The 18333-nt window shown below is 61.4% G+C and carries 15 protein-coding genes; 3 read left to right on the forward strand and 12 right to left on the reverse strand.

Features of this window, described 5'->3' with window-relative positions:
• Positions 1-39: 39 nt before the first annotated feature.
• From KGB28_RS27830 to KGB28_RS27885, 12 genes are all read right to left on the reverse strand, one after another.
• Positions 40-1068: an HAD family hydrolase gene (locus KGB28_RS27830; protein WP_223448736.1), complete on the reverse strand. Its 1029-nt coding sequence runs from the start codon at positions 1066-1068 to the stop codon at positions 40-42.
• On the reverse strand, positions 1065-2492 hold the full coding sequence (locus KGB28_RS27835) for a hypothetical protein (RefSeq protein WP_223448737.1): 1428 nt from the start codon (positions 2490-2492) through the stop codon (positions 1065-1067). The genes KGB28_RS27830 and KGB28_RS27835 overlap by 4 nt, the downstream gene beginning before the upstream one ends.
• Positions 2489-4069, reverse strand: coding sequence for a VWA domain-containing protein (locus KGB28_RS27840; protein WP_223448738.1), 1581 nt, complete (start codon positions 4067-4069; stop codon positions 2489-2491). The genes KGB28_RS27835 and KGB28_RS27840 overlap by 4 nt, the downstream gene beginning before the upstream one ends.
• 1 nt (position 4070) lies before the next feature.
• Positions 4071-5063 (reverse strand): vWA domain-containing protein, encoded by a 993-nt coding sequence (locus KGB28_RS27845; protein ID WP_223448739.1) that lies wholly within the window; start codon positions 5061-5063, stop codon positions 4071-4073.
• Complete coding sequence (locus KGB28_RS27850; protein ID WP_223448740.1) at positions 5050-5646, reverse strand: DUF4381 domain-containing protein; 597 nt, start codon at positions 5644-5646, stop codon at positions 5050-5052. The genes KGB28_RS27845 and KGB28_RS27850 overlap by 14 nt, the downstream gene beginning before the upstream one ends.
• The gene (locus tag KGB28_RS27855) at positions 5643-6587 is read right to left on the reverse strand and encodes a DUF58 domain-containing protein (protein WP_411740608.1); all 945 of its coding nucleotides are present in this window, start codon (positions 6585-6587) and stop codon (positions 5643-5645) included. Before KGB28_RS27855 ends, KGB28_RS27850 begins: the two co-directional genes overlap by 4 nt.
• Positions 6587-7567: an AAA family ATPase gene (locus KGB28_RS27860; protein WP_223448741.1), complete on the reverse strand. Its 981-nt coding sequence runs from the start codon at positions 7565-7567 to the stop codon at positions 6587-6589. Before KGB28_RS27860 ends, KGB28_RS27855 begins: the two co-directional genes overlap by 1 nt.
• Before the next feature lie 8 nt (positions 7568-7575).
• Positions 7576-8526 (reverse strand): transporter, encoded by a 951-nt coding sequence (locus tag KGB28_RS27865; protein WP_223448742.1) that lies wholly within the window; start codon positions 8524-8526, stop codon positions 7576-7578.
• Positions 8527-8538: 12 nt separating this feature from the next.
• Positions 8539-9939, reverse strand: coding sequence for a DUF1254 domain-containing protein (locus tag KGB28_RS27870; protein WP_223448743.1), 1401 nt, complete (start codon positions 9937-9939; stop codon positions 8539-8541).
• A gap of 26 nt (positions 9940-9965) precedes the next feature.
• The gene (locus tag KGB28_RS27875; RefSeq protein WP_223448744.1) at positions 9966-11417 is read right to left on the reverse strand and encodes a DUF1254 domain-containing protein; all 1452 of its coding nucleotides are present in this window, start codon (positions 11415-11417) and stop codon (positions 9966-9968) included.
• A 10-nt stretch (positions 11418-11427) separates the two neighbouring features.
• Entirely contained in the window at positions 11428-11967 is a 540-nt protein-coding gene (locus tag KGB28_RS27880; protein WP_223448745.1) for a hypothetical protein, read from the reverse strand.
• A 364-nt stretch (positions 11968-12331) separates the two neighbouring features.
• A complete protein-coding gene (locus KGB28_RS27885) occupies positions 12332-12757 on the reverse strand; it encodes a YciI family protein (protein ID WP_223448746.1) in 426 nt (141 codons plus the stop codon).
• A gap of 408 nt (positions 12758-13165) precedes the next feature.
• Between KGB28_RS27885 and tpx the strand changes: the two genes are divergently transcribed.
• The 3 genes from tpx (at position 13166) to KGB28_RS27900 (ending at position 18252) form a co-directional block, all read left to right on the forward strand.
• Positions 13166-13666, forward strand: coding sequence for a thiol peroxidase (gene tpx, locus KGB28_RS27890; protein WP_223448747.1), 501 nt, complete (start codon positions 13166-13168; stop codon positions 13664-13666).
• A 177-nt stretch (positions 13667-13843) separates the two neighbouring features.
• Positions 13844-15160 carry an MdtA/MuxA family multidrug efflux RND transporter periplasmic adaptor subunit gene (locus KGB28_RS27895; protein ID WP_223448748.1) on the forward strand — a complete coding sequence of 439 codons (1317 nt, stop codon included), beginning with the start codon at positions 13844-13846 and terminating at the stop codon, positions 15158-15160.
• The gene (locus tag KGB28_RS27900) at positions 15157-18252 is read left to right on the forward strand and encodes an MdtB/MuxB family multidrug efflux RND transporter permease subunit (RefSeq protein WP_223448749.1); all 3096 of its coding nucleotides are present in this window, start codon (positions 15157-15159) and stop codon (positions 18250-18252) included. The genes KGB28_RS27895 and KGB28_RS27900 overlap by 4 nt, the downstream gene beginning before the upstream one ends.
• Positions 18253-18333 lie beyond the last annotated feature (81 nt).

Here is an 18333-nt window from a genome sequence, read left to right on the forward strand (position 1 = left end):
GCGACAAACGTTTATTGCGGTCCTGCATTACGTCTTTTTTTATTGCACTTGCCCGGGTGTGGCGGCATCGAACGGGTAGATCCGACGCCATTCGGACGCCATGTCGACGACCGTCCAGCCACGTTTGTTTGCTTCGTCCAGGGCTTTGTCCAGACGACCGATCTGCGACTGCCGGTCGTATGCCCATTCGCGTTTGGCGTCGGTGTGATGCACCAGGCCCATGAAGCGTTTTCCAGGTCCGGCGGCAGTCCACTGGAGCATTTGCAGGTCGCCGTCGGAGTTGCCGAAGGCGAGGATTGGCCGGCGCCCGATCACCGCGTCGATGCTGACCGGTTTGCCCGGGCCATCGTCGTTGTGGGCCAGTTTCGGCGTGCGCAGAATCGACGCCTTGCCATCCTTGTAATCAAAGGTGGTAACGAAGGTCGTGCCGATAACCTGCTCGGGTGGAACGCCATAGACCTTCTCGGCGAAGGCGCGCATGAACCCGGTGTCGCCGCCGGAGACGATGTAGGTCTTGAAGTCCTTGCCACGCAGGTAGTCGAGCATTTCCAGCATCGGCTGAAAGATCATTTCGGTGTACGGCTTGCCGGTTTTCGGATGGCGGGCCTGGGTCAGCCAGGTCTTGGCGTAGTCATCGAAGGCTTCGGTGGTCATCCCGGTGTGGGTTGCACCGAAAATTTTCATCATGCCCTCAAGGCCGCTGGCAGCCAGGGCCTTGTGATCGTTTTCCAGCACTGCCTGGAAGGGCTGGGTGGTTTTCCATTCCGGGTGCTGCGGCGCGGTGCGCTTGACTTCTTCCAGGGCGAACAGCAACTCGAAGTACATCGGCTGCTCGCTCCACAAGGTGCCGTCGTTGTCGAACACGGCAATGCGGTCTTCGGGCTTGACGAAGTCCTTGCTGTTTTGATCGGTGACCGTCTGCACGAATTCGATGATCTGCTTTTTCGACGGCCCGTCGTTCCACGAGGGCAGCGGCTCGGCGGCCTGCACCAGCAGCGGCAGGCTCAAGGCCAGGGTCAGCAGGAAACTCAATGCACGATGATGGCGTAGAGATATCGGATTCGTCATGGGAAGTCCTTCTCGTGAACGGGGTTGAGCGGATGAAGAGCAGAGACGACTGATTCTCTGTTGCGTCCGGCCTGACTATGCAGCGTAGACAAGGATTCCCTGAATTGGCGCAGCGCCTGCTCTTTGTCCGGTTCGCGGCCATAGCAGGCCCGCAGGAACGTTTGCAGGCGCGGGCCGAGGCCGGTCAGTTTCAGGCCGTGGCGGCTGCGTCGGGTCCACAGGTACAGGGCGCTGAGTTGCACCGGTTTGCCTTCGATTTGTGCCGGGATCTGCCGCCACGCGTAGTCGGCGGAGTCGAGCCAGGCGGCGTGTCGGGCGCGGCGTCGGGCTTGCCACTTGAGGTGTGTGCGGCGTACGAGCGGGCGACTGAACCAGCCGAGTGCCACCACCGCCACCACCAGTGCCAATAGTCCGAACCAGTGCCCGGAAAGGTGCAGGCGATTCTGCTGGCCGAGTTTTTTCAGGTCTTCGGTGATGGAAAACACCGGCTTGTAGGCGCTGTTGGCCGCCGCGTCGAAGGTCACGGCAGGCACCGTGGCCGTGCGGGTTTGCTGGCTGCTGGCATCCCACCATTTCAGTTCGACGGATGGCAGGCTGTAGTGGCCTTCCTGGTCGATTCGGTAAGTCACGCTGTCGATGCGCTGGCCGCCATTGAAGTTGCCGCGACCGTCATCCAGATTGCGGATTTGCGGCGCTTTCGGGTAGCGGCTCAGGCCCTTGATGTCGTCCAGCGTTGGCGTCGGCAGTGCCATGGCCAGGGCACCGTCGGCCTGCAAGGTCAGTTCCCGGGTGATGCTGTCACCGACCTTCAGCGGCGTGGCTGAATGGATGGTCTTCTGGGTAAACCGCAGTCCTTGAGCCACCAGCACCGCCTCACCGGGCTGGAACCCCGGTGGTTGCGCGGCGTTGAAATGCAAAGGCTGGCTTTGGGCGCTGAGTGCGTGGCTGGCCTGACCCGGTGTGGCTTGTACCGTCAGTGCCGGAATGTCGAAGCCCTGGGCCAGGTTCGGGGTGATCAGGTAGCTGTAGCGCATGCCGCTGAAGGATTGGCCGTCGAAGGTCTGGTTGATGTGCTGGGCATGGCCGTCCGGTGGCATCACCAATGCTCCGGGCAGTTTCAGGCCGGGCAGGGTGGGGGCGCTGGTGAACCAGGTGTCGGTGAAGACATCGAGTTGCAACTCGACCAGGCTGCCGACCATGACGGGGGTGGCGGGTTGCAGGGAGGCCTGGACTTTCAGCTGAGGGTCGGCGGCGAATGTGTTGAGGCTGATCAGGCCAATGAGCAGGGCGCCGAATTTTGTAGTGAGTGGTCGGGCCCTTTCGCGAGCAAGCCCGCTCCCACAGGGGATTTGTGGTGAGCCTGGATCAAATGTGGGAGCGGGCTTGCTCGCGAAGGCCGCGACTCGGAGTTTCAGGCTGATCATGGTTTAGCCCCCGCCTGATCCTGCAGACTGAATTTCTGCTTGAGAAATTTCGCCGGCGATGTGGTGAGGTTCTGCAACCATTGCTCATCCGAGGCCGCTTGCCGGGTCTCGACCTTTTTGCTTTGGCCTTTACCCGGTGCCTTGTCCATCTTGATTTCGTCGGGTTTGACCTCTGGCGTGTTTTTCTCGGCGCTTTCGGTGTCTTTTTGCAAGGCAATGGCCAGGGCCAGGTTGGCCGTGGCTTCCGGGAACTGCGGTTGCAACTTCAGCGCCTGGGTATAGGACGCGATGGCCTGATCGAACTTGAAGCGGCGCACGTAGATGTTGCCCAGGTAGAAATACGCCTGCGGTGTGTCGAGCCGCGCGAAGCTGGCCAGTGCCAGGTCGAAATCGGCCGCGTTGTAGGCGGCCACGCCTTTCCAGTACGGATCGACAAACAGCGCCGCCGCCTGAGGGTAGTGCTCGTGTTCGAAGGCCCAGCGACCTTGCTGGTCGCGGGTGAAAAAGGCATCGGTCAGCGCGTTGGCTTGTGCCGGCGCCGGTTGCAGGCCCAGGCCTACCGCCAGTAGTAATCCGGCCATCCAGTTCAGGCTCCAGCCCCTGCGCACGCTGAAGAAGGCGATCAGCAACAGCGGCCAACACAGCCAGTAACCGGCGTCCTTCCAGTGCAGTTCGCGCTGTTCGTCACTGGCTGACTGGAAGTGCTGCTCGGCGTGCAGTTCGATCCAGTCCAGATCGTCATCGTTTAGGGTCAGGCTGCCCAGCGGGGCATCCATCGTCGAGGCAAGCTGCTTGAGGGCGTCCTGATCGAAGCTGCCCATTTGCGGGCGACCGTTGCTGTCGGTGCGTGGCTGGCCGCTGGCATCGCGGATGATCCCGCCGTCGCTGCTGCCAGCCGCCAGTATCAGCACTTGCAGCGCACTGTCCGCCAGTTGCTTGTCCAACCCGGCCAGTGCCGAGGTGTCGGCGCCATCGGTGATCAGCAGCAGGGTGCCGGGTGTTTTCTCGGCGGCGAGCAGGCGCTTGGCCTGATCGATGACCGCGCCGACATTTTTCCCCGGTTTGTTGATCAGGTCGGTGCTCAGGGCCTGAACGAACGTATCGAGCAGCGCCGGGTCGTCGGTGGCGGGCAACACCAGATGCGCGCTGCCGGCGTAGGCAATCAAGGCGTTGCGTGAACCGGCGCGGCGCTGGATCAAGTCGTGGAGTTTGTGCTTGACCGCTTCCAGGCGACTGGGGGGAACATCGTTGGCGTCCATGGAGGGCGACAGGTCGACGGCGATGATCAGCGGCGCACGGTTTTCCAGAAAGTCCGGCCGATCCTGCTCCCAGGTTGGCCCGGCGGCGGCGATGGCGCCCAGTACCAGCAGCGCGCACACCAGATGCACCGGACGCAGGCGCTGCCGGTCCTGCGGGGTGATCAGCAGATGCGGCAGCAGGTGCGCGGCGATGTTGCTGCGCAAGCGCCGTTGCAGGTCCTGGTTGCGCCGCCACAGCAACGGCAGCAATGCGCCGAACAGCGCGAGCAACAGCCACAGGGGGCGCAGGAAATGGAAGTCGCTGAGGTTGATGTCCATGTCAGGCCTCCTGCCGTTGACGGGCGAGCATCAGCCGTGGAAGCAGCAGGGCACCCAGGTGATAAAGCGCCAATAGGGCAATGGCTGCGCCCAGCGGCCACCAGAACAGATCACGTTTGGGCTGATGGCTGAGGGTTTTCACCTGATGCGGAGTGAGTTTGTCGAGGGTGCTGTAGACCTGATCCAGGGCGTTGCGGTCTTCGGCGCGGAAGAAGCGTCCGCCCGTGGCCTGGGCAATGTCCTGCAAGCCTTGCAGGTTGACCTTGGCTTCGCCCTCGGCATTCGGGTCGCCGATGCCGATGGTGTGAATCACCACACCTTTGGCCGCGGCCATGGCGGCCGCGTGATCCGGGGTGATGGCACTGCTGGTGTCATTGCCGTCGGTGAGCAGGATCAGCACTTTTTCCTGCTCGTGGGCTTGATCCAGCAGTTTCAGGCTCAGGCCGACGGCGTCGCCGATGGCCGTGTTGGGGCCGGCCATGCCGATGCCGGTGTCGTCCAGCAGCAGTGACAGACTGGCGTGGTCGAGGGTCAACGGCGCCTGCGGATAAGCGCCGGTGCCGAACACGATCAGTCCGATTCGATCGTCTTTACGTTTGTCGATGAACCCGTGCACCACTTCCTTGACCGCGGCCAGGCGATTGATTTTCTGGCCATTGGCGTCGGTGAAATCGGTGGTTTCCATCGACTGGGAAATGTCGATGGCCAACATCAGGTCGCGCACCGGCTGCTGGCGCTCGATGGGTTTTTCCACCAACACCGGCCGGCTCGCCGCCACCAGCAACAGCGTCCAGACCAGCAGGTTCAGGAGCAATTGCCAGCGGTTGCTGCGGGTGCCGGCCTGGCTCGGGGCCTGGCCGACAGCACGGCTCATCGCCGCGAAAAACGGTACACGCACGGCGCTACGCGCCTCGCGGTAATCGGGCAGGTAGCGATAGCCGATCCACGGCAGCGGCAGCAGGATCAGCAGCCAGGGGTAATCAAGCTGCCACATGATGACGCTCCACCCAGGTTTTGCAGGTGCTGAACAACTGCTGGCGCTGTTCGGTGGGCATGGCCTGCAATGTTGCGTCTGGGGCGTAGGCCAGTAGCGAGAGTTGTTGGCTGAGGTCGGCAGGTAGGGGTTGTTTACTGTGCCGCTGCAAAAACGCCTGCCAGTCCTCATTTCCTAACGCCGCAGGAGATCCCTGTGGGAGCGGGCTTGCTCGCGAAGAGGCCATTGCATTCAATATTGATGTCGACTGACAGGACGCCTTCGCGAGCAAGCCCGCTCCCACAGGGAATGTATTCCAGGCAAAGGATGGCATCGAGAGGGCCACGCGTTTGAGCAGTTCCGGAAGCTCGCGCAACGCACTCAGGTCATTACTGCGCTGCTGCAATTCCTCCAGCCGCACCAACGCCTCGCGCCGATAGCGATCGCGCCGCCATTGCCAGTATCGCCGCGCACCAAGCACTACCAGCGTAACGATCAACAGCGCCAGCAACGCCCACCAACCCCAGGTTTGCGGTGCATAACTGACCGGCGCCGGCAGTGCCATTTCCTTGAGTTGGTCGATGCTCGGGATAGCGGGGTTCATCGGCGCCCTCCGGCAAACTTGCCCAGTTCGGCGCGCAGTTGTTCGTGGGCTTCTGTGGCAGTACTGAACATCATCAGTGGCACCTGGCTGCGGCGCAGCAAGGTCGCGACGTCCTTGAGCCGCCCGCTGAGAAAATCCCCGAGCGGCTGATGCACCTGTTGCCGATCCACCGCCAGCTCCACTTGCAATTGCCCTTGGGTGACCAGCACGCGGCCGTTTTTCGGCAGGTTCAGCGCCAGCGGGTCATACACCTGCATGGCAATCACATCGTTGTGCGCCGCCAGTTGCCGCATCAGTTGCAAGGTGCGTTCGCCGGCACCGGCGAAGTCGCTGACGATGCAGATCAGGTGATCGTGACCGGCCACGGCCAGGCAGTGCTGCAGGACCTTGTCGAGCTGGTCTTCGCCTTCGGCGTCCGGGTTGGCGGCATTGAGTGCCTGGTTCTGCTGGGCGATGCGGCTGCACAGCGCTTCGATCCGTTTGCGGCTGCGCAGCGGGGCGACGCTGTCGATGCGTTGATCGTTGAAGACCAATCCACCGACGCGGTCGCCGGCGTTGAACACCATCCACGCCGCCAGGGCGCCGAGTTCGGCGGCGACGGCGGATTTGAAGCTGCGTTGCGAGCCAAAGAACATCGACATGCGCTGGTCTACGAGGATCAGGGCCGGGCGGTCGCGCTCTTCGGTGAAGGTGCGTACCACCGGTTTGCAGGTGCGCAGGGAGGCGCGCCAGTCGAGGTGACGCAAATCGTCCCCCGGTTGATAGCGGCGCAGTTCATCGAAGTTCAGGCCCCGGCCACGCAAACGCGAAGCATGGTTGCCGGCCAGGATGCTGCCCTGGGGCTGACGCGCCAGAAAACTCAGGTCACGGGCCTTGAACTCCAGGGCCATCAGTTGCGCCAGAGAGACATACACCAGGCCGTCGGCGCTGTTCATGGACATCAGGCAGGAATCGCCACTTTATCGAGCAGGCGGTCGAGCACCTGATCGGCGCTCACGCCGTCGGCCACTGCGTCGTAGCTCAATTGCAGGCGATGGCGCAGCACCGGGTGCACCACGGCGCGGACGTTGTCCGGAGAAACGAAATCCTGGCCCTGCAACCAGGCGTCGGCCCGGGCACAACGGTCCAGGCCGATGCCGCCGCGGGGGCTGGCGCCGATGCTGATCCAGCGCCCGAGGTCGGCGTCGTAATCGGCCGGGTGGCGAGTGGCATTGATCAGGTCGATCAGGTAGCGGTCGATGGCCGGGGAGACATGCACGGCACTGACTTCACGGCGCGCGGCGAACACCACGTCCTGAGACAGGGAGAAACCCTGCACGGCAGCGGTCTTGGCGCCGAGGGCCTGTTCTTCGTCGCGCAGCAGACGCAGCACCTGGCTTTCGTTTTCCGCGCTGGGGTAATCGAGCAGCACTTTCATCAGGAAACGGTCCATCTGTGCTTCCGGCAGCGGGTACGTGCCTTCCTGTTCGATCGGGTTCTGGGTGGCGACCACGATGAACAGGTCCGGCAGCGCATGGCTGTTGCCGGCCACGGTGATCTGGCGTTCTTCCATGGCTTCGAGCAACGCCGCCTGGACCTTGGCCGGCGCACGGTTGATTTCGTCGGCGAGGATCAGGTTGCCGAACAGGGGACCTGGCTGGAAGCGGATTTCGTTCTTGCCTTCGACCTGATGCAGCACCTCGGCGCCGGTGATGTCCGATGGCAGCAAGTCCGGGGTGAACTGGATGCGGCTCATCTTCGCGTCCAGGTGTTTGGCCAGTGATTTGACCGTGCGGGTCTTGGCCAGGCCGGGCAGGCTTTCGAGGAGCAAATGCCCGTTGGCCAGCAAACCGACGAGCATCTGCCGGATCACCTGGTCCTGGCCGAGCACCGCTTCGGCGATGCTGGCTTGCAGGGCGTTGAGGTCGTTGAGTGCGCTCATGGGGTCTCCTAGAAAAACGCCAGGGTCATGTTGACGCTGAATCCATTGCCCTCAGGGCGGTTCTTGGTGTCGAACTCCGGCACCCAGCGCGCATTGAAGTTGGCCTGGGCGTCGGCGAACTTGCCGGTCCAGCCCACTGTCGGGCCGGCACCCACGGAGCGCCCACGGAAGCCGCTGTCGGCGCCGGACCCCGAGTCATCGGTGATCTGCTGGATGTAACCGGCGGCGATACCGGCGTTCCAGCCGTTGCCAAAACCGTGGGTCCACAGCGCATCGAGGGTGTAGATGTTGCCGTTGCGATAATCGGTGGCGTCGTTCTCGGTGTAGAACTCCAGGCCGCTCGACAGCGTGAATTCGCCGCCCTTGCCGTCCAGATGAGTGAAGGCCACGGTCGGCATGAAGGTGTAATTGTTCTGACCGGGGTTGGCCAGGCGATCGTCGTTGTAGGCACCGGTCGGCACGTAGATCGGCAGCGAGAACGATATGTGGTTGAGCTCGTCGAAGTGATAGCCGGCAGCAATCGGTGTCACCAGCATGTCGGCGAACTGGGTGCCGCTGTCCGAGGTGCCCAGGGTTCTGCCGCGAGGGCCGGTGATACTCGCGGTGATGTCGGTGTACTGCACCGGAACGCCAATGGCCGAGGCGTAATTCCAGCGACCCTTGCCGGTGTCCCAGACACGGGTGAAGTTGGCCATGGTGTAGGACACTTTCATGTCCAGCCCGGTACTCAGGGCACCGACGATCGGCACCTGGGCGCTGCCCTTGAGATCGCCGTCGTACCAGATGCTGGTCAGGGACATGACCCAACCCGGCTCCGGGGGCACGATCCCGGCATTGGAGAACACTTGCTGACCGGTAATCGGCCGTCCGACACCACCTTCAGCCGCCAGTACCAACGGGCTGCCGCTGACCATGCACAGCGCCAACAACAGGGGGCGCACTACGAAAGGCCTGATCATGACTGACTCCACTTATTGTTTTTGAGTGACGGGGTTCAACAGCGGCATTTTCCATTCGCCGTTGCTGACTTCCGGTTTTGGCAAATACAGGCGCAATATCCCGTAGAACGGTCCGTTCGGAGCCGGCAGCCAATTGCTTTGCAGGTCTTTGGCCGGCGCCTTGTGCTGCACATAAAGAGTCAGGCCGCCATCGGCATCGAGCTTGAGGTCAGGCAGCATGCGCGAGTTGATCAGGTAGCGATTGAGCGGGTTGGCCACCAGCAGCTTGTTCTTGCCGTCGTACATGGTCAGTGACCAGAACGCGTCGGCCGGGGGCAGGGCGCCCTTGTCGAAATGCAGGGTGTAGTCATTTTTCGAGGCATCGACCGGTTTGCCGTCCTTGTCGACGAAATAACCGATGTAGTTCGCCTCTTCGGCGGAGTTGCCGAAAATCCCCATGTTGGCACCGGCATAGCGGTACAGGTAATTGCCCTTGAGGTGATCGCGGGTGCCGAAGAAATCGCCGCTGGTGATCTCGTGGGTATCGACTTTGGTTTTCTTGAACTCGGCAAATTCTGCCTTGGCGTCGCTGATCCCGTCTTCCAGCGCCTTGCGTTGATCGGCGCTCAATTGGCTCAAGTTCAATGGCTTGCCGGCCTCGATACCGATTTTGGCGAAGCGCGCCAGCAGGTCCTTTTCCACGTCCTGGGCCGGGGCGAACGACAGCATGAAATTCAGGTAGCGGAACAGGTCCGGGGTTTCGCTCATGGTCGGCGTGGGTTTAGGCCAGTCGATCTTCGGTGCGGCCGCAGGCGCTTTGTGTTTGTCGTAATGACTCAGGGTTTCAACCTTGTAACCCTTCTGGATCTGCTTGACCTTGGCCAGATCCTTCCCGTCGAACAGTTGTGTGCGGTACAGCGCATAGGCGATGTTGCTTTCACTGCGCAGCAAGCGGTCGATGTTCAGCGGTTGCTGGCCCTGCCAGTTGGGCCCGGCGATCATGAAATGCCCGCCATTGTTGCCGGTGCTGCGGGTGCCCAGGTAGGCAAAGTTCTGCGTATAGGCGTCGATCAGTTGCACCGAGTAATAACGATGCTCTTCGATCGGCGGCAGGGTCAGTACCAGTGGCTCGGCGCGCAAGTCCATCCAGACAAAGGAGTAGGGCGTGTCGGCGTTTGGCGTGACAAACGCGGTGTCCTTGGCGGTGAAGGCCTTGGCGGTGTTGCCGATCTGGTTGAACGGCGCCTTGAAGTTCGGGCTCTTCTTGTCCACGGCCTGGGTGTAGAGCGTCTTGTACATCTCTACTACCGGAAAACCGTACAGGTAGGCTTCCTTGGCGATGGCCCGGGCTTCCTCCGGGGTGGCGGTGAAGTCGGCCCAGACGCTGGTGCTGAGGGTCAGCGCAAGGCCGGTGAACAAAATGCGGTGATTCATATACATCCCTTATTGAACGTTCGGCGTCATTGCACAGCCGTGATGTCGTCGAGTTTCCAGCTCTTGTCGAAATAGGCTTCTGTCGGCGCATACAGACGGAAATAGCTGAACCAGTGTTTGCCCGGCAGGGTTTGCACCCAGTTGTCCTCGAAACCTTTTGGCGCGGTCGGGCCGAAGTACAGGTCCACCGAGCCGTCGGCGTTTTTCTTCAAGTCCTGACGGGACGACAGGTCGGCCTTGCGCTGCGGGTTGTCGATCAGGCAGCGGCTGTCGATGTCGTATACGGTCATCGACCAGAACTGCTTGGCCGGCGGGTTGGCGCCGACGTGCAGGCGATAGCTTTTGCCGCCGTCGAGCCAGTTGCCCTTGCTGTCGGTGTAGGCGCCGAGGTAGGTCTGGCCCAGCCCCGGGGTTTTCGAGACCATGCCTTTGGTGTTGGTCACCGCCTCGTAGAACCAGGCGCTGCGCTCCCACAACTGGTCGTAATAGGCCACGCGCTGGGACGGATCGGCGATGTTCAGCACGCTGTCCCATTGCCGGTCCGGCCAGAATCGGGCATTGGGGAAACGCTTGGCGAAGGTGTTGGCCTTGGCGATCAGTTCACCGACCTGTGCACCCTGTTCCAGGGCTGCGCGTTGTTTGTCGTTTGGGTTGAACGGCTTGTCCTTCTCGATACCCAGGCTGGCCAGCATGGCCATGTAGAAACGGTCGCGCTCGTTGACAGGTTCCTTCTGGATGATCTGGTGCAAGCGCTCCCAGTACGCCAGGCCACGAGGCTGGGTGCCGGACCAGGCTTTACCACCGGGAGACAGCAGTCTGGTTTTGGCAGGTTCCGCTCGCTTGGCATACGGGTACATCTTGAATTGCTCGACCAGCGCCTTGCCCTTGGCCGGGTCTGGATCCAGCACGCGGAAGCCCACCAGCACATTCATGGTTTCGGATTTGGCCAGGTAGTATTTATGGGCATCCGCTGGCGGCTCGGCACCCGGTGGCAATACCAGGTACTTGCCGCCCTTGCCTTTGTCCGGGCCGGTCTGGCCCATGTCGATGATCGCCCGCTGCCAGAAATCGCCCACGCCACCAGCAGTCGGGCCAGGTGGTAGTTCAATCACCAGCGGCCCGGTTTCGTTGAGATCGACAAAGCCCAGGATGTACGGCGTGGTGGCGTTGGCCGTGATCACCCCGAGCTTGTCTTCGTAACTGTCGAGCACCATCAGGTCGCCGTTATGGGCACCCAGTTTGTCGCGGAATTCTTCCTGCCACTGGGCGTAGGACACCAGTGGCAAAGCCCACAGATAACTCTGGGTGGCCTGCTGGAAATCCAGTTCGGCGTAGAGCCTGGCGATCGACTCGTGGGCTGGCAGTTCGCCTTCCATGGCAATTTTGCCGATGCGGGTATCAAGTTCCTGGGCGCCCACGCCGCAGCTGACGAACATGGTCATCAGGCTGAAGCCGGCTGCGCGAAGGGCAACGTTCATTTTAAAGTCCTTATTTAGCTAAGGTGACGTTGATGCCGGCGTACAGCGTGAATTGCGGCAAGCCGTCGCCTTTGCGGTCGACGCGTGGCGAGGAGTCGATGGCGATGGCGGACAGTCCGGCCTGCCATTTGCCAGTCCCCAATTCGTCCTGCCCGGCGGTCGGCGCAGTGATTTGCGGGCCGACGCCCAGCTGCACGCCTTCGGTCTTGAGCAGGAAAATATCAAACACGTTCAGGTCGCCGATGCCGGTGCTGTAACCGTTATGCGGATCGGGACGGGTGCTGACGGGGAGGGTGACGCGCAGTAATTGCGGGACACCGATAAAGTCATTCGGGGCCATCGGCAGCGCACCGCGCAATAGCGCATCGTTGGTGTGAGCGTTGGTATCGAACAGCTTGGGGGTGTAGTAATCCTGAAGGTTGACGCCAGGCGCCAGGTTCAGCGGGTTGTTGCTTTTGTTGGCCGTCTCGGCGTTATCCGCGTGAGCACAAAAAGCAGGTGCGAGCGAAGTCACCCAGACAAAGGCGTACTTCCCCAATTTCTTAGACATTATTCCCCCGGTTCCCTGGTGGCTGATTGGGCATACGACCGTTATGTTTGGCCGTAACTGCGTCATCCCTTTCCGATCAAGCCTGTAGGACTCGTCGGATGAAGTTAGCAGTTAACCATGGGTTATCCAGTTGAATGGCTTAATTCTTTCGTTTTGCATGTAGATTTTTGTTGGTTTTGTGTACTAAAAAGTTAATACAGATCAAGGGGTTGTTCCAGCAAGTTAAGCTGCTATCTAGTCAATGTGTGAGCGAGCCTGCTCGCGAAGGCGGCCTGTCAGTCAATATAAGTGTTGAATGTGACGACCACCTCACGAGCAGGCTCGCTTCCACAGGAAACTGGAGCAATAGCCGGTTCAGTCAACGTCAGTTCTTCTTCGCCTGCTCCCAAACCCGCTCTTCCTGCTCACGCAGTTCAGGTGTGAACTCGGTACCGAAATCGTCGGCTTCAAACACCTGCCGAATCTCGATCTCGGCTTCGGTGCCCGGCATCGGGTTGGGGCAGCGCTTGACCCATTCGATGGCTTCTTCTTTGGAATTCACTTTCCACAACCAGAAACCGGCAATCAGTTCCTTGGTTTCGATGAAGGGACCGTCGATCACCGAGCGCTTGTCTCCTGAAAACTTTATACGAGCGCCTTTGCTGCTCGGGTGCAGGCCTTCGCCCGCGAGCATGATGCCGGCCTTGACCAGTTCTTCGTTGTAGTTGCCCATGGCCGTCAGCAGTTCCTGGCTGGGCATGACGCCGGCTTCGGAATCCTGGCTGGCCTTGATGATGATCATGAATCGCATGGTGTCGTCTCCGTTGCAGTTGAGTGGCTCGATTTATAGTCGAACGACGCTGGAGCAATTCGACAGAGTGTTAAAAAAGTTTTCGTCGATGACGTGTCGCGTGCCTTTCGTCATGAACATCGGGTTGCGGCGGGTGAGAGCGTACTCTGTACGTTTGCCGACTTGTTCGGCTAACACACGAACCCTGTGGGAGCGAGCTTGCTCGCGATGGCGTCGGATCAAACGCCAGCGATGTTGAATGACATTGCGCTTTCGCGAGCAAGCCCGCTCCCACAGGATTGTGGGTTGTATCCAGTTTTGTGTGCTGATACATGACAATTTATGTTTGACCGTAGGTCGTCGGACAATTTCGTGGTTAACTTCGGCCTCGTCAAAACTCTCCACACCAACGTCAGAAGGACTCCGTTCATGGCTCAAGTCACTCTTAAAGGCAACCCGGTTCAAGTCAACGGCCAACTGCCACAAGCCGGTTCCAAGGCGCCAGCCTTTTCCCTGGTTGCCGGCAATCTGTCCGACGTCACCCTGAAAGACTTTGCCGGCAAGCGCAAAGTACTGAACATCTTCCCAAGCATCGACACTCCGACCTGCGCCACCTCCGTGCGCCAGTTCAACGCCAAGGCCAGCGACGTGGCCAACACTGTCGTACTGTGCATCTCCGCTGACCTGCCGTTCGCCCAAGCCCGTTTCTGCGGCGCCGAAGGCCTGGAAAACGTACAGAACCTGTCGACCCTGCGCGGCGCCGAGTTCATCCAGAACTACGGCGTGGCCATCGCCGAAGGCCCGCTCAAAGGCCTGACCGCCCGTGCTGTGGTGGTTCTGGACGAAAACGACAACGTGCTGCACAGCGAACTGGTTGGCGAAATCGCTGACGAGCCGAACTACGAAGCGGCACTTGCTGTTCTGAAATAAGCGTAGCTTTACACTTATTAACGGCCTGGCTCTGTCCAGGCCGTTTTCATTTGTGCTTCAGTGTCTTACACAAAACTCCTGTTACGTAAGCCGAAGGTAAATTGCCGGTAAAGGCGCTTTGCTTAAAACCCGCCAGTGCTTATCGTTCAGCCTCATGTAAAAAAGCCCACGCGCCCAATGGTTGATCACTCAATGCAATCCTCCGCTTCCCGTAGTCCCCGTCGCTGGCTGTTCGGCCTGCTTGTCCTGTTGGTCATCGCCGCCCTGTGCTGGAAATTCTGGCCCGGCAGCGCTGCACCCAAAGAGGCTGCGGGGCAGAAAGCCGTCGCCGGGCAAACCGGCAGGTCAGGCGGAATGCGCCCTGGATTCGGTGGCGCGTCCGGACCGGTACCGGTGCGAGTGGCGCCGGCGGTCAAGGGGGATTTCCCGCTGTATTTCAAGGCGCTGGGCACGGTCACGGCGCTGAACACCATCAATGTCCGCAGCCGCGTCGGCGGTGAGTTGGTCAAGATCTATTTCGAAGAAGGGCAGATGGTCAAGGCCGGTGACCTGCTGGCCGAAATCGACCCGCGCCCTTACCAGAATGCCTTGCTCCAGGCCGAAGGCACCTTGCTGCAGAATCAGGCGCAGCTGAAAAATGCCCAGGTCGACGTCGAGCGCTATCGCGGCCTGTACCGCGAAGACAGTATTGCCAAACAGACCCTGGACACCGCCGAAGCGCTGGTCGGTCAGTTCCAGGGCACGGTCAAGACCAATCAGGCGGCGGTCAACGACGCCAAGCTCAACCTCGAATTCACCCGGATCCGCGCACCGATCACCGGTCGCGTCGGCCTGCGTCAACTGGACGTCGGCAACCTGGTCGCGGCCAACGACACCACTGCATTGGCGATCATCACCCAGACCCAGCCGATCAGCGTGGCCTTCACCCTTCCGGAAAACAGCCTCGACACCGTGCTCGCCCGTTATCGCAGTGGCGCCAAGTTGCCGACTGAAGCCTGGGATCGTGGTGATACCAAATTGCAAGCCACTGGCGTGCTGCAAAGCCTGGACAACCAGATCGACGTCACCACCGGCACCCTGAAATTCAAGGCTCGTTACGAGAACCGGGATCAGTCGCTGTTCCCCAACCAGTTCGTCAACGTGCGCCTGCTGGCCGACACCCTCAAAGACGTAGTACTGGCGCCTTCCGCCGCGATCCAGTTCGGCACCAACGGCACGTTCGCCTATGCCCTGGACGGTGACAAGAAGGTCAAGATCCGTCAGTTGAAAGTCGGCGCCAGTGACGGCGTGAACACCGTGGTCATCGAAGGCCTGTCCGCGGGCGACCGGGTCGTGTTGGAGGGCACCGACCGCCTGAAGGACGGCAGCGACGTGGAGGTGGTCAACGACAGCCAGGACGTGCCGACCACGCCAACCGAACACCTGCAAGGCAAGTCGGCGGTCAACGCGGCTGAGCCTGCGACCACCGACAAGGCGAAAAAGGGCGGCGCATGAATCTCTCGCGGCTGTTCATCCTTCGCCCGGTAGCCACCACGCTGAGCATGCTGGCGATTATCCTGGCCGGCGTCATCGCCTATCGGCTGCTGCCGGTGTCGGCGTTGCCTCAGGTCGATTACCCGACCATTCGCGTCATGACCCTGTACCCCGGCGCCAGCCCGGATGTCATGACCAGCGCGGTGACCGCACCGCTTGAGCGGCAGTTCGGGCAGATGCCCGGCCTGACGCAAATGGCTTCCACCAGTTCCGGCGGCGCGTCAGTACTGACCCTGCGTTTCAGCCTCGACATCAACATGGACGTGGCCGAGCAGCAGGTGCAGGCGGCGATCAACGCCGCGACCAACCTGTTGCCCAAGGACCTGCCGGCGCCTCCGGTGTACAACAAGGTCAACCCGGCCGATACGCCGGTGCTGACCCTGGCCATCACCTCCAAGACCATGCTGCTGCCCAAGCTCAATGACCTGGTCGATACGCGCATGGCGCAGAAAATTGCCCAGATCAGCGGCGTCGGCATGGTCAGCATTGCCGGCGGTCAACGCCAGGCCGTGCGGATCAAGGTCAACCCGGAAGCGCTGGCCGCCAATGGTCTGAACCTTTCGGACGTGCGCACCCTGATCGGCGCCTCCAACGTCAACCAGCCCAAGGGCAACTTCGACGGCCCGACCCGGGTCTCGATGCTCGATGCAAACGATCAACTGACCTCGCCCAAGGACTACGCCAACCTGATCCTGGCCTACGCCAACGGCGCGCCGTTGCGGCTCAAGGACGTCGCAGAAATCATCGACGGCGCCGAGAACGAGCGGCTCGCTGCGTGGGCCAACGAGAACCAGGCCGTGCTGCTGAACATCCAGCGTCAGCCCGGCGCCAACGTCATCGAGGTGGTGGACCGGATCAAGGCCCTGCTGCCGAGCATCACCGACAACCTGCCGGCCGGCCTCGACGTGGTGGTGCTGACCGACCGCACCCAGACCATCCGCGCCTCGGTCAAGGACGTGCAGCACGAATTGCTGATCGCCATCGCCCTGGTGGTCATGGTCACCTTCCTGTTCCTGCGTCGCGCCAGCGCCACGATCATTCCGTCGGTGGCCGTGCCGCTGTCACTGATCGGTACGTTCGGCGTGATGTACCTGGCGGGGTTCTCGGTCAACAACCTGACCCTGATGGCCCTGACCATCGCCACCGGTTTCGTGGTGGACGACGCGATCGTCATGCTGGAGAACATTTCCCGATACATCGAAGAAGGCGACAGCCCTCTGAACGCGGCGCTCAAGGGCGCCAGGCAGATCGGCTTCACCCTGATCTCCCTGACGTTGTCGCTGATCGCCGTGCTGATCCCGCTGCTGTTCATGGCGGACGTGGTCGGGCGGCTATTCCGCGAGTTCGCGATCACCTTGGCGGTGGCGATCCTGATTTCCCTGGTGGTTTCCCTGACCCTGACGCCGATGATGTGCGCGCGGTTGCTCAAGCGTGAACCCAAGGAAGCAGAGCAGGGCCGCTTCTACCGCGCCAGTGGCGCGTTCATCGACTGGATGATCGCCGCCTACGGACGCAAGTTGCAGTGGGTGCTCAAGCACCAGCCACTGACCCTGATGGTGGCCATTGGCACTTTGGCGCTGACGGTATTCCTCTACATGGTAGTGCCCAAGGGCTTCTTCCCGGTGCAGGACACCGGCGTCATCCAGGGCATTTCCGAAGCGCCGCAATCGATTTCCTTCACCGCCATGAGCGAGCGCCAGCAGGAACTGGCCAAGGTCATCCTGGCCGACCCGGCGGTCGAGAGCCTGTCCTCCTACATTGGCGTGGATGGCGACAATTCGACCCTCAACAGCGGTCGGTTGCTGATTAACCTCAAGTCGCACAACGACCGCGACCTGAGCGCCACGCAAGTGATTGCCCGGCTGCAACCGGAACTGGACAAACTGGTGGGCATCCGCCTGTACATGCAGCCGGTGCAGGACCTGACCATCGAAGACCGGGTCAGCCGTACGCAGTACCAGTTCAGCATGTCGTCGCCGGACTCGGCGTTGCTGAGCCTGTGGAGCGGGCGTCTGGTCGAGGCCTTGGCCGACCGGCCGGAATTGACCGACGTTGCCAGCGATTTGCAGGACAAGGGCTTGCAGGTCTACCTGGTGATCGACCGCGATGCGGCATCGCGGGTCGGGGTGTCGGTGTCGAACATCACCGATGCGCTGTACGACGCCTTCGGTCAGCGGCAGATTTCCACGATCTACACCCAGGCCAGTCAGTACCGCGTGGTGCTGCAATCGCAGTCCGGCGAGAAAATCGGCCCGGATGCGTTGAACCAGATTCACGTCAAGACCACCGACGGCGGTCAGGTACGCCTTTCCAGCCTGGCGCACATCGAAGAGCGTCAGGCGCAACTGGCGATCACCCACATCGGCCAGTTCCCGGCGGTGATGATGTCCTTCAACCTGGCGCCCGGCGTGGCGCTGGGGCATGCGGTCGAGATCATCGAACAGGTGCAAAAGGACATCGGCATGCCGATTGGCGTGCAGACCCAGTTCCAGGGCGCGGCGCAGGCTTTCCAGGCCTCGCTGTCGAGCACCTTGCTGCTGATCCTGGCGGCGGTGGTGACCATGTACATCGTGCTGGGCGTGCTCTACGAGAGCTATATCCACCCGATCACCATTCTCTCGACCTTGCCGTCGGCGGCGGTGGGCGCGTTGCTGGCGTTGATCCTGAGTGGCAACGACCTGGGCATGATCGCGATCATCGGCATCATTCTGCTGATCGGCATCGTGAAGAAGAACGCGATCATGATGATCGACTTCGCCCTCGACGCCGAACGCAACCAGGGCATGGACCCGCAAACGGCGATCTATCAGGCGGCCCTGCTGCGTTTCCGGCCGATCCTGATGACCACCCTGGCCGCGCTGTTCGGTGCGGTGCCGTTGATGCTGGCCACCGGTTCCGGCGCGGAACTGCGCCAGCCGCTGGGTCTGGTGATGGTCGGCGGCCTGTTGCTGAGCCAGATTCTGACGCTGTTCACCACGCCTGTGATTTACCTGTACTTCGATCGATTGGGACGCCGCTTTGGCAAGACCGGCGCTCAGGAGACGGTGGTATGACGGCCTGCATAACCTGTGGGAGCGGGCTTGCTCGCGAAGGCGTCCGGTCAGTCGACAGGGATGTTGAATGCAAGGCCCTCT

Source organism: Pseudomonas sp. BF-R-19 (genome assembly GCF_019956445.1).
Classification (GTDB): Bacteria; Pseudomonadota; Gammaproteobacteria; order Pseudomonadales; family Pseudomonadaceae; genus Aquipseudomonas; species Aquipseudomonas fluorescens_BH.

Excerpts from the sequence above, each read along its gene's own strand:
- KGB28_RS27830 (WP_223448736.1), bottom strand. The coding sequence starts at position 1,068 with ATGACGAATCCGATATCTCTACGCCATCATCGTGCATTGAGTTTCCTG.
- KGB28_RS27835 (WP_223448737.1), bottom strand. The coding sequence starts at position 2,492 with ATGATCAGCCTGAAACTCCGAGTCGCGGCCTTCGCGAGCAAGCCCGCT.
- KGB28_RS27840 (WP_223448738.1), bottom strand. The coding sequence starts at position 4,069 with ATGGACATCAACCTCAGCGACTTCCATTTCCTGCGCCCCCTGTGGCTG.
- KGB28_RS27845 (WP_223448739.1), bottom strand. The coding sequence starts at position 5,063 with ATGTGGCAGCTTGATTACCCCTGGCTGCTGATCCTGCTGCCGCTGCCG.
- KGB28_RS27850 (WP_223448740.1), bottom strand. The coding sequence starts at position 5,646 with ATGAACCCCGCTATCCCGAGCATCGACCAACTCAAGGAAATGGCACTG.
- KGB28_RS27855 (WP_411740608.1), bottom strand. The coding sequence starts at position 6,587 with ATGTCCATGAACAGCGCCGACGGCCTGGTGTATGTCTCTCTGGCGCAA.
- KGB28_RS27860 (WP_223448741.1), bottom strand. The coding sequence starts at position 7,567 with ATGAGCGCACTCAACGACCTCAACGCCCTGCAAGCCAGCATCGCCGAA.
- KGB28_RS27865 (WP_223448742.1), bottom strand. The coding sequence starts at position 8,526 with ATGATCAGGCCTTTCGTAGTGCGCCCCCTGTTGTTGGCGCTGTGCATG.
- KGB28_RS27870 (WP_223448743.1), bottom strand. The coding sequence starts at position 9,939 with ATGAATCACCGCATTTTGTTCACCGGCCTTGCGCTGACCCTCAGCACC.
- KGB28_RS27875 (WP_223448744.1), bottom strand. The coding sequence starts at position 11,417 with ATGAACGTTGCCCTTCGCGCAGCCGGCTTCAGCCTGATGACCATGTTC.
- KGB28_RS27880 (WP_223448745.1), bottom strand. The coding sequence starts at position 11,967 with ATGTCTAAGAAATTGGGGAAGTACGCCTTTGTCTGGGTGACTTCGCTC.
- KGB28_RS27885 (WP_223448746.1), bottom strand. The coding sequence starts at position 12,757 with ATGCGATTCATGATCATCATCAAGGCCAGCCAGGATTCCGAAGCCGGC.
- tpx (WP_223448747.1), top strand. The coding sequence starts at position 13,166 with ATGGCTCAAGTCACTCTTAAAGGCAACCCGGTTCAAGTCAACGGCCAA.
- KGB28_RS27895 (WP_223448748.1), top strand. The coding sequence starts at position 13,844 with ATGGTTGATCACTCAATGCAATCCTCCGCTTCCCGTAGTCCCCGTCGC.
- KGB28_RS27900 (WP_223448749.1), top strand. The coding sequence starts at position 15,157 with ATGAATCTCTCGCGGCTGTTCATCCTTCGCCCGGTAGCCACCACGCTG.